This is a genomic window from Pseudomonas trivialis, from assembly GCF_001439805.1.
Classification (GTDB): Bacteria; Pseudomonadota; Gammaproteobacteria; order Pseudomonadales; family Pseudomonadaceae; genus Aquipseudomonas; species Aquipseudomonas trivialis.
Window position 1 is genome coordinate 171,676 of sequence record NZ_JYLK01000014.1, and the last position, 11,030, is coordinate 182,705.

At 58.8% G+C, this 11,030-nt stretch carries 7 protein-coding genes; 1 reads left to right on the plus strand and 6 read right to left on the minus strand.

Features of this window, described 5'->3' with window-relative positions:
* Positions 1-103: 103 nt before the first annotated feature.
* Together TU79_RS19410 and TU79_RS19415 are read right to left on the minus strand one after the other, a co-directional pair.
* Positions 104-1,459 carry an aspartate aminotransferase family protein gene (locus tag TU79_RS19410; protein ID WP_057009518.1) on the minus strand — a complete coding sequence of 452 codons (1,356 nt, stop codon included), beginning with the start codon at positions 1,457-1,459 and terminating at the stop codon, positions 104-106.
* A 21-nt stretch (positions 1,460-1,480) separates the two neighbouring features.
* Complete coding sequence (locus TU79_RS19415) at positions 1,481-2,566, minus strand: phosphotransferase (protein ID WP_057009519.1); 1,086 nt, start codon at positions 2,564-2,566, stop codon at positions 1,481-1,483.
* 296 nt (positions 2,567-2,862) lie between these two features.
* On the opposite strand from TU79_RS19415, the gene TU79_RS19420 reads away from it, so the two are divergent.
* Positions 2,863-3,540, plus strand: a complete 678-nt coding sequence (locus TU79_RS19420) for a GntR family transcriptional regulator (RefSeq protein ID WP_057009520.1) — start codon at positions 2,863-2,865, stop codon at positions 3,538-3,540.
* A gap of 50 nt (positions 3,541-3,590) precedes the next feature.
* Here TU79_RS19420 and TU79_RS19425 read toward each other — a convergent pair whose 3' ends face one another.
* From TU79_RS19425 to TU79_RS19440, 4 genes are all read right to left on the minus strand, one after another.
* Positions 3,591-4,913 (minus strand): hypothetical protein, encoded by a 1,323-nt coding sequence (locus TU79_RS19425; RefSeq protein WP_057009521.1) that lies wholly within the window; start codon positions 4,911-4,913, stop codon positions 3,591-3,593.
* A gap of 25 nt (positions 4,914-4,938) precedes the next feature.
* Positions 4,939-8,586 carry a type VI secretion system membrane subunit TssM gene (gene tssM / locus TU79_RS19430; protein ID WP_057009522.1) on the minus strand — a complete coding sequence of 1,216 codons (3,648 nt, stop codon included), beginning with the start codon at positions 8,584-8,586 and terminating at the stop codon, positions 4,939-4,941.
* Positions 8,587-8,665: 79 nt separating this feature from the next.
* A complete protein-coding gene (locus TU79_RS19435; RefSeq protein ID WP_057009523.1) occupies positions 8,666-9,898 on the minus strand; it encodes a T6SS immunity protein Tli4 family protein in 1,233 nt (410 codons plus the stop codon).
* Positions 9,886-11,030 (minus strand): esterase/lipase family protein (locus TU79_RS19440; protein ID WP_156418200.1); only part of this gene is annotated, 1,145 nt, incomplete at its 5' end. The genes TU79_RS19440 and TU79_RS19435, both read right to left, overlap by 13 nt.

Sequence of the window (11,030 nt, forward strand, 5' to 3'; positions counted from 1 at the left end):
CTGACGCCCTGTTAACCGATTGAAAGTAACGTTTAACGGGTACAAAACACTGTTTGAAAGGCCTGCCCCGGCAGATTTTGCCGAGGCAGCCGGCGTGTGTTTTTCACAACGCAGCGAACGCGCTCTCCAGGGCGTCAAGCAGCCGGCCCACCTCCCGCTCAGTCCAGATCAAGGGGGGGCGAATTTTCAGGATGCTTGCGTCAGGTCCCGTGGCGGAAATGAGCACGCGCTTTTCACGTAAATGGTTGACCAGCCGAAGCGCGGTTTTCATGTCCGGGGTTTTACTGCCCCTGTCTGTGACCAACTCGACGGCGAAGTACATGCCCGTGCCGCGCACATCGCCAATCTGCTCATACCGCGCGGCCAGATCTCTGAGACCTGCCAGGATCAGTCCGCCGATGCGCTTGGCGTTAAGCATGAGCTGCTCTTGCTGGATGACGTCGAGGGTGGCCTGGGCGGCGGCAATGGCCACGCTGTTGCCGCCAAAGGTGTTGAAATACCGCATGTCACGGCCAAAGCTTTCGACCACGTGCGGGCGCACCATCAGCCCGGCAACGGGGTAGCCGTTACCCATGGGTTTGCCCATGGTGATGATGTCCGCAGCCACGCCGTGGCGCTGGTGGCCCCAAAAATGCGTGCCGCTGCGACCAAATCCCGACTGCACCTCATCGGCAATAAACAGGCCGCCGGCCTTGCGCACTACCTCGGCAATCGGCCCGAACACGTCCACCGGGTCACAGAACAGGCCATCGGACGAAAACAGGCAGTCGGCAATGAAGGCAGCGACCCCGCCGCCATGGCGCTGAATATCCTGGATCTGGGCAGAGACCTGATCGGCCATATAGCGCCCCAATGCTTCACGCGGGATACGGTAGGAATCCGGCGCGGGCACGCGGCGTACATAGGGATCGAGTTTGGCATTGGCCCCCAGCGAGGGCGAAAAAGCCGCCACCGTTGCCGAGTTGCCGTGGTAGGCCTCAGAGGTGACGATGACGCCGGTATTGCCGGTGTGATGGCGTGCAATACGGATTGCCAGATCGTTGGCTTCCGAACCGCTGCAGGTAAACATCATCTGGCCGTCGGCCGCCATCTCGCCGTCCGCGGTAGCGCGCAGTTGCTCGGCATAATCAAGAATCCCTTCCTGCATGTACCGGGTGTGGCTGCACAAGGTGTTCATTTGCCGGGTGATTGCGGCGACAACGCGCGGATGGCAATGCCCTGCCGACACCACATTATTGTAGGCGTCCAGGTACTCGTTACCGTCCTTGTCGTAGAGGTAGGCACCCTTGGCGCGGACCACGCCTACCGGCTCGTTATAGAACAACCGATAGCCAGGCCCCAGCAGGTTGGTGCGCCGCTGGATATGCTCACGCGCCGCAGCGTCCAGGTGCTCGGTATGGGCCGGGTTGAAGCCGTTGGGCATATCACCGCGGACAGCCTCGATGTTTGAATTACTCATTTGAATCCTCACAAGGATGAATCAATCGGCGAAGGGCATCAGCAGCGCTGACATGTGTGACGGTGAACGGCGCAGTATCCAGTCCAGCTGAGCCAGGCCTGGGGCAGCATTCCTGAGGATGTAGGCACTGTTTTGCGGAAAAAGCTGCGACCTCCAGGTGGTGAGCAAGGCCCGGGTGACCAGGCGCGCCATGACCAGATGGGGGATCAGGGCGAGTTCTTCGGCGGTCAGATCGGCGACACGCAAATACCCCCTCAGCACCTCGTTTGCCGGGGCAAAGAGATCAACGTCGCTGCCTGCACCGGCCACGCCCAGCTGATTCATCATTGCGGTGGAAACATCAATGGCAATGGCGGTTTTGACGGTGTCACCGAAGTCGATAATGCCGCTGACGAGCTTCGGGTTGTGCGGATCAATGACGATGTTTGAGGTATTGAAGTCGTTATGCAGCACTTGTTTGCGACAACCGCCAATCAAGCCCTCGATGTCCTGGAATCGATTGAGTGCCTTTTCCAGCAACTGCCGAAGCGCGCGCTCGGGCACGTAGCGCATCAGGGGTTCAAGCGTGCTCAGGTGCTGAACATCCCAGCACACTTTTCGAGACTCGCCCGGGTGGGAAAACCCGGCGGTGGCCAACCTGAGGCGCGCAAGCATTTCGCCCATGTGCTCACGAATTTCCGCATTCGCGCTGGTTTTATCCAAGGGCATGCCTGGCAGAAAGCTCATCAGCCTCACGTGTCGGACATCGCCATTGGCCGCGGTGATGGGCGTCAGGTAATCACCCTCCAGCGACTGATAAACCCTGGGCACCGGTAGCTCAGGAGCCGTATGCCCAATATGGCGCATGACTTCGATTTGCAGCGACAGCTCAACCGGCACTTCCCGGGGATTGGAGATTTTGAGAACGCAGGATTTTCCGTCAGCAGCGTCACAGCGAAATGTGTCGTCCTTTTCCGTCGAGAAGCGCGTCAGATCCGCTTTGATCCCGAACTGATCCAGCAGAATCAGTCCGGCCTCCTCTAACGAAATTGGGGCAAACGGTGCCGCCAGATCGCCCTGCAACGCCGTAAGGCCGACCGTATCCACAGCTTCGTGCATCTCTCGCATTGCTGAACTCCAGGCCTTGGAAGACCGTGTAGAGCAGCCTTCGATGGAGCGATATTGTGCTACAACTTTTTAATTTTAAAGAGGGTAAAACAGAGACGAGTTGAAAAAGCGCCTTAAAAAACACGCGATCTACGCATAACTATCTGTATTTAAATAAAAATAATTAGATTAAAATTTTTTTGTTTTTTTATAGTTGTCGCACAATTTTTGGGAATACCCAGATCCTCACTGGTGCAATATCCCCAACACGTATTAGAATCGCCTTCAGCCGCGCCTCCACCTGGGTCTTGCACGAAATGAATTTTCTGACCACCAACATCCAAGCCCCCGCCGCCAACCTGTCGGCGGTAGAGGTGCTGGCTGCCAAGCTCAAAGCCAGAATCCTGAACGGTGATTTCGAGCCCGGTGAATTTCTGCGCGACATCAAAATGGCGGAGGAATACGAAGTCGCCCGCAACACGTTCCGCAGCGCTGCGCAGCTGCTTGTTTCATTCGGCCTGCTGCTCAAAGTGCCGCATCGCGGCTTTTGCATACCCGAGTTCGGGCCGAACGAAATCGTGGATATCGCCAGGTTGCGAGGGGTGCTGGAAACCGAAGCGGTGCGCATGATTATTCTGAGCGGCGTGATCCCTCCTGACGCACTGAGCGCCGTGGAAAAGTTGCGCCAGTTCCCCGCCGATGCACCCCGTTCAGAGGTTGTGGTTGCCGATGGTGACTTTCACCGGGCAATAATCCGCGCCAGCGGCAGCCCGCGATTACAACGCAGCTACGCCATGCTGGAGAGCGAGATCGAATTGCTGCTGGTGCTGCAACAACCCTGCTACGAAGACCCCAAGGCTATCGTCGCCGACCACGAGCACTTGATAGAGTGCTTGCGTAGCCGGGATTTCGAAACGGCTCGGGCGGCGTTTGTCGAGCACTGGGAAGATTTGAGTACGAAGCTGTTACGCGCGAACTTCGAGAGTCGGCGGTGAGCGTAATCTTGTTCGCTGCCTGGCAAACGCTCTAAAGCACCCTGCCCCCTTCACGACCGAAGCGCCTCACCAATTTCTTCAATAGCAAAACCAGCGTCATGACCGGCGCGAATCAATTGCGCGAACCGCAGCATCACTGAAGCACCGATGCCACGGGACAGCGCCAGGGTCATCAATTCCCGTACCGGCTCGTCCAGGGCGGCTTCGGCAGGAGGTGAACAGGCCTGCCCCGTGAGCCAGGCAAGAAGGGAAGAGACTCTAGCGCCTGAGGTATTTTCGTCGACACCCAGAACTTCGCCCAACACCATTCCCAGTGTGCCGGCAGGATGCTGCTCCGGGCGGCTCCATGCCTTGAGTTCAATCGACTCGCGTCGCACCTTTTCCAGGTTTCGCCGAATCTTGCCGGGAATGGTCGCGGCTGCTTTCCAGCGATTGTAGTACTCGCGATTAGCGAGGCTCGCGGCGTCTCGGACAACCTTCCAGACCACCGACCAGAGCTGCGAAACACTGTAGGTTTCCAGTGCGCAGCGCAGGGTGCTTTTGATTTCCTCCAGCGCCTCTTCGGACAGTGGGTGGTTATAGAGTTCGCATTGGGTAGCCAGGTAGTGCATGACATCAGCGACTGCGTAATCAAGCCACAGGTTGAAAAGCCCGTCAGCATCGGTGTAGACCCTATCCGACAGGCTGCGAATAACGTCCTCCGCACGCCTTGACGCCGCATCCGGCGCCAAACGATAGACAACTTGATCCCTCACCATCCAAATTTCATCGCCTTCCCAATAGTAGGTACCTGGGCTTGCTTTACCGGGGTCATCAAGCACGAGCCCTGCGTCGCGTAATTGCAGCATGAACTCATCGACATACCGAGGCGCCAGTCCTCGACAATCACTTGATCTGAAGCTGCCATTGGTCAGTCTCGGCGTAACGGCCCTGTCCAACGCCAGCAGGAGCAGCACCTGACTGTCCGGCACTGCTGAGTAGTCCACCGTTCGGGTTGACTGCCTGCGTGCGTACTCGGCCAACTGCCGTTCAAGTTCTGCGGCTTTTGCCTTTTTAGCGGCAAGCGCAATCGCGTCCTGGTCGTGCTGACACAGCGTACAAAGCCTGGTGGAACGCTGAGGGACCTTTTTAGCTTCGGAGCGACTCTTGATTTCGATCAGTTGTGCGCACTTGGGGCAGACCTGATTATCATCGAACGCTTTGCACCGTTGCCGTATGAAGCTTGCGAGCGTAACGCCTGGAGCCATTTCAATAACGTCTGCCAGAGCACTTACTTTTTCAAGGTACTGCCCTGACTCATCGGCCGCCCAGTAACGCTCGATCAACTCAATTTCCGTGGGATCTTCGGTCAATATTTGTAGCTTGATTGCCATGTACAGGTTCCTGTTTCACTTGTGGTTACGGATGTGTGCGTCCTTCGCTGAACGCTGTTGCTGCAAAACCTTCAACATTGCCTGCGGCGCTCTTTGATCGACGTTCTTCCAGCAACGTTCTGGGCAACACAAACCCTTCAAAACTGCGCTGGGTAATCGGGTTATTAACCTTCTCCACCCCAATCCGATAGCGCATCAACCCATCGGCTACGGCAAAGGTCAGGTCTACGCTGGTGTCGGTCCGCCCATTGAGGTGCCCACGACTGAGCAACCGGAACAACGACCACGGCCCGCGATAGCTCAAGCTCGCTGTATTGCCAGTGCTGTGCACCAGGGTCAATTGACTGCCGTTGCTGTTGCCCAGGCTGTTGGGCCACACCAGCCCGGTGCGTTGCGGCGCGCCGTGTTGGTAGGGGATGAGTTGGCCGTCGACGCTGAGCATGCTGCTCAGGCGTGTCGCGCTCAGGGCCAGGGGTTCGATGGTGAGTTGCACTGCCAACTGGCCGCGATGGTTGAAGAAAGTGTCGCGGATGCGCTCGACCTTTTTCAGCTGTTCAAGCACGTCACCGCGTACCAGATAGCCGCCGAGGCTATCTGAATACAGGGCATCGAGGTTGTCCTTGAGGAACACGTTCAGGTATTGATCGTGGAACTGCTGCAGGCGCCCCTGCGGGCCGAAGAATGCTTCGAAATCATCCAGCGACGCGTCCTCGCCACTGGCCTTGAACGGATAACGCCCCGCCAGACGTTCGCGGTAAAAACTGTAGATGTCACTGTCCCAGCGCTTTTCCAGCTCGCGCAGGGCGGCGATCACCAACACCTGCGAGGTCTGATCAGCAAGCTTTTTGACCTGCTGGTTCAACGGCTCGGGCAGACTCACGGCGACGCGTTGCAGGTTGGCGATGGGGTCGGCACCGCTCAGTGAGAAGCGGTTGAGCACGGTTTTAAGGGCGGCTTTGCCGGGGTCGGGATTGTCGTGCACGGCCTTGGCATAGTCATGCACGGCGCTGACAGAGCGCAGGGTTTCTTCGTAGTAGGACGGCTGCTCGCCCTGCGCGGTGATCAGTTCGGCCAGGCTGGAAAATGCGCGGCGGATCCCGGCGGCTTGTTGCTCGCCGTCCGAGATCTTGTGCAGCGCGCGCGATGCCTGCCCTTCGGCCGAAGGCACGGCTGGGTAGATCACGCTGTTGTCGCGCAGGGTTTCCAGCAAACGCCGTAGCGGCGCGGCCGGACCGGTGACGTGTTCCAGCACCGCCACGCCGTGGCCGAGGTCATCGAAGTCGGTCACCTCAAACCGATTCAGGACCCGTCGCCAGCTGTCCACGTAATCGGCGCTGTACAGGGCGCGAATTCGCTGGGTCAGTACGTTGCGGTCTTCGTCGGAGTAGTCCAGGCGTTGCCGTTCGCCGAGAACCCACTGGTCGATCATCGCCAGTTCGATGATGCCCTCGGTGCCGGGCTCGAAGTAATCTTTGAAGCCCTTGGCGGTAAGCAGCGCAGGCAACTGCAGGCCGCTGCCCGCTTGATCGCCGTTCAGTGGGCGGTAGACGACATCGAACGCCGGCCCCACTTCGCTGCGCAAATCGAGCGGACGATGCAAACGTTCCACTGCGTCCTGTTTCAGGCTCATATAGACCCGTTCAGCCATGGGCAACTGGCGCAGTTGCTGCTGCACCTGGGCAATGCGTTCGCGGTAATGCGGCAAGTCGGCATCGGCGTATTTCAGCGCGTAGCCCAGGTGCCCCATCAAATCCGCCTGCAACTGACCCTGGCCCGGATAGGCACGCTGCCATTGCCTGGCGACCCATTCTTCGACAATCGCGGCGCGTCGGTTTTGCCGCTCTTCGAGCATGCGGTAGACGCGCAAGGCCGCCAATTGCTGATTGCTGCCCGCAGGCGCGGCGTTGATAGCGTCGAGCACGCCACTGGCAATCGCCGGCAGGAAGCGTTTGGACAGCAGGTTCAAGTAGGCCTCATCCACCGTGGGACCGATCACCCTCCCCTGGTACAGCCCCATATCCGACAACAACGGCCACGCTTGGCGGTAGTCGCCGTAGACCAGCACCGCATCACGGATCTGATCCAGTGGCAGCAACAGGTTGCGCCCGGTGGGGTCGAGCTTGGCATCGATGTCCCGCTCACTGAACTCCTGGCTCTTGGCCAATACGCTGGCTGCCTTGTCACGGTTGATATCGAAGTAAAACTGCCAGGTGCCGATGATCACCAGACACCCCAAAGACGCGACGCCGAACCCCGCGAGCAGCAGTCGCCGCTTGCTGCGGGCCACCTTGATGTTATCGCCCGCCAGCCCCGATTCGGGGTAGATCACCCGCTGGAACAGTTGCTGGACAAAGTAGATGACCGTGCCACCGGCCGGCTTGACCTCGGGCGGTGGTGGCGGTAACTGATAGGCCTCCCCCACCTCTTTGATAAAGGCGTTGCTCAAGGTGCCCTGCTGCAACACCGAGGAAAAATACACCCCGCGCACCAGTACCGGGGTGGTAAATCGATCACTGCCCAGCATTTCATTGAGAAAGCAGAACAGAGCCACGCGCAACCCTGCCATCTGCTGCATCAACGCCTGCAAACGGTCGCGTTCGATCTGTGTGCGTGAATCACCGATATCATCGAACACGTGTTCGCTCAAGCAGGAGATAAAGGCCTGATATTGGCCGATCAACTCCAACAACCAGGCATCGAAATCGTCTACAGCGTCAAGGCTGAAGGTGAACCCCAGCAGGTCTGCACGGCCACTGCGCGACAAGCGGGCGAAGAACTCCTCGAAACCTTCCAGCAGGTCGAGCTTGCTCAGCATCACGTACACCGGCAAGCGCGTGCCCAACTGCCGCGTCAGCTCAAACAGCCGAATACGCAGCAGGTTGGCGTGATCCCTGCGCTGTTCGGGACGCTGCGCCAGCAAGGCCTGCACATCGACCACCAGCACCACACCGTTGAGTGCCCGACGGCTGCGGTTGCGCGCCAGCCAGTCGAGCAGGTGCGACCAAAGGCGCGCGTGGGTGCCAGCGGGCAGTACCGGTTTGCCCTGCCCCTGCTGCTCGACGTTTTCAGCCGGTGAATCCGGGTGGCTGATGAACTCACCCGGCGGATCTATCAATACCGCCTCATCACCGATCCACCAGTCCACCGGACACGCCAGTGGCTCTTGCTGGTTCGCCCTGACCCCAGCCCTGGTCATATGGGACAAGGCAAAGCTTTGGTTGGAGCGCGTGATCAGGCTGGTCTTGCCGGCATTCTCCTCACCGAGCACCAGGTACCACGGCAGTTGATAAAGCGAACGACGGCGCTCCATATTGTTCAGCAGGTTGCCGAGGCTGCGGTCCAGTGCCCGCTCCTGCGCTTCGATATAAGCCAGGCACGGATCGACCTGCACCGCCGCCTCGTGCTGGCGTTCAGCCTGCCAACGCTGGTAGCGCTCGCGCACGTGCCACGCCCACATCAGCAGCGGCACAACGATCACCACCACACTGGCCGAGACCCGCATCGCCAACTCGCCCAATGGCTGGCGCTCACGCCAGGTCCACTGCGGGCCCAGCCACCAGATGGCGATCAGCAAGAACAACATGCTTAGCAGCACCAATACCGGTGTTGCCTGGTTGAATCGACGCAGTACCGCCAGGCCCCAGCGCTTGAGGTTGGTCCAGACCGTTTTCATAAATCGCTCCCAGCGAATGTTCGAAGTTCGTTGCTTACCGACGATGAGGCTGTTTTCTTTTTCTCACGCGCCTCCATGGTCATGGCTTGGGCTTTTCAAAGCTGGCGATGAACTCATCGAGGATTCGTTTGCTTTCGGCAGCTTCTGCAGCGCTGGGCCCACGGTAGTTGGCCCAAGGGTCCGGCTTGGGCGCGACCGCATTGGGGCGCAGGCGCACGGACTTGAGGATCGCATCCCACACGGCCATGGCTTCGTAGTCGGTGAGGGAGGGGTTGACGGGCGCGCGGCGGGCGGGGCGCTGCCAGAGCGGGAGGTCATAGCCTTTGTTGGCGAACTCGGGAAGCGTCCAGCGCACGAGGTCCCTAGGTTTATCAGGATCTATGGCAGTGCGTTTTTTTCCACCTGCCGATAAACGAATACTCATGGCTGGACGACTTAAGGAGGGATTATTGCGATAGTTTTCGCTCACAAAGAGTATTTGACGGTGCGTGTCATCACTGAAGCCGATCAAGGACTCCTCGGCCGACATGCCGGCCAATAGAATTTGGCCTATCCGCAATTGCTCGTAGTCGCCAGCGAGGAATATTTTCCCGTCCTTTTGGGTTCGAACCTGCAAGCGATCTTCATCATCAGGTGATAACGCGTTGATGTAGATATTCAGCAATACATCCGAAGCGGGGGGGCGGAAGTTGAATGTCGCAATCTCCTGATCGTGATGACTACGAATCACAACCGGCCCAAGCGCGAACCCTGCGCCTGCATTGTCGGGGGTGACTTTGAAGATTTCCTTTGACAGCTTTAACAAGCGATTCTCGACAGGACCGATCTTGCCTTTGAAGGAATCAGCACGGAGCATGACGTAGACGTCGTCGACCAGTAGATGAAGTTCGTGAACGAAGGTCTGGCGCTGTGTTTTACGCATGTAGTATTGCAACAGGACATTTTGCGGTGTTTCTTCCCGGGCAGAAACCAGCATGGGTATATCGTTCATCTCCGAGTTCTTGATCGCCGCAATCCGCCCCACGCGTTCGCGCAAGGCCGCATCAAATCGTTCCTGCGTCACGCCCTCCCCCAGCACGCGCACCTCAACGGATGTGTGATCGGCCCCCAGGCCGTAATACAGTTTTACATCCCCGCTGCCTGTCCAATTGGCGGGCACATCGATCAATCCCCGGCCCAGCGCCCAGGTGCGCATGTTGCTGGTCAGTTCGTGCACGGTTTTTTTCTCCTGTTCGCTGGGCTGTTTGAAGGCGGTGCACGCAGCGACCGTCCCAAACAGCAGGCATGTCAAAAAAATGGTCAACCCACGCATAGGGGCCTCTTGGCTTTCGCCGCGATTTTGATGAGGGAGTAGAGGGTGAATTGCTGGGTTAACGGGTTGGCATAAGACGCTTCATGGTCAAAGCCGGGCGCTTGAACCTGCTGGCGGATCGAGTCCTTGCGCGCGAGCATCACCGGTGCGCGACCAGAACTCACCGGTACAGTGCCGTCGCCGGCACCGTCCTGCATGCGGCAGTGCAGTTCCCAGTAGCTGGTCTGCACGGTTTTTACCGGCATATCGGGGTCGCCGCGTGGGGGCGCAATGGCTTCTGCTTGCCCTCCTACGTAGACCGGACTGCGTCCGTCGTCTCGGACCTCATGCATCTGCAGGTTGGACACCGTGAAGGCATCAGGTCGGGAGGCATTGGGTCCGTTGAGGCGAGACCCGCGTTGCATTTCCCAAGTGATGGATTCGAAGCTGGGGTGTTTGTCGTCGTTACCGTAGTAGACGTAGGTTTGCGGATGGTAGGAGCCCGCGATTTTATGATGGAACTGTTTCGCCTCTGATATGTTTTCCTCGAAATTTTCCCACGTGATCGGATCCCCACCCTTCGGCGCCAACCACTCTTCACGCAACAACCCCCACCAACGGTCACGGCGCAGATAAATCTCCTCGTAAGGATCTTTTACTGGCTGACGCGGCATGGCCGGCGCGCCGCGCTCGTCCACCAACCGCAGCCAACCTGGGGTGTAATCCTGAGTCGGCAGCAATTGCAAGGCGCCTGGCGCCTGGGCAAACACGGCGGTGACCTCCTGGCCGGACGGGCCGATCACCGCGCCGGCAATGGGGTCTTCGTCACTCATGCCAACCTTGCAGCGGCGATAAGCGACCGGCGCGCCAGTAGCGGGCATTACCCCATGAACGACACCGGCGATTTTGTCGGCCATGCCCGGCAACTGCGCACAACGGCGCGCCACCAGCCCGCCCATGGAGTGGGTGACCAGGATCACCTGTTGGCAGTTGCGACCGTACTGGTGCATCAATTCATTGATGCGTTCGGCCAGTCTTGATGCGGCGCTGTCGTTGGAGTCCAGCCAGTTATAACCGCACGCGTGCACCGGCATGCGGTAGTCGCCGCGCGCCACCAACTCGTCGGAAATAATCGAGGGCAACTGGGCCGTCA

Excerpts from the sequence above, each read along its gene's own strand:
- TU79_RS19410 (WP_057009518.1), bottom strand. The coding sequence starts at position 1,459 with ATGAGTAATTCAAACATCGAGGCTGTCCGCGGTGATATGCCCAACGGC.
- TU79_RS19415 (WP_057009519.1), bottom strand. The coding sequence starts at position 2,566 with ATGCGAGAGATGCACGAAGCTGTGGATACGGTCGGCCTTACGGCGTTG.
- TU79_RS19420 (WP_057009520.1), top strand. The coding sequence starts at position 2,863 with ATGAATTTTCTGACCACCAACATCCAAGCCCCCGCCGCCAACCTGTCG.
- TU79_RS19425 (WP_057009521.1), bottom strand. The coding sequence starts at position 4,913 with ATGGCAATCAAGCTACAAATATTGACCGAAGATCCCACGGAAATTGAG.
- tssM (WP_057009522.1), bottom strand. The coding sequence starts at position 8,586 with ATGAAAACGGTCTGGACCAACCTCAAGCGCTGGGGCCTGGCGGTACTG.
- TU79_RS19435 (WP_057009523.1), bottom strand. The coding sequence starts at position 9,898 with ATGCGTGGGTTGACCATTTTTTTGACATGCCTGCTGTTTGGGACGGTC.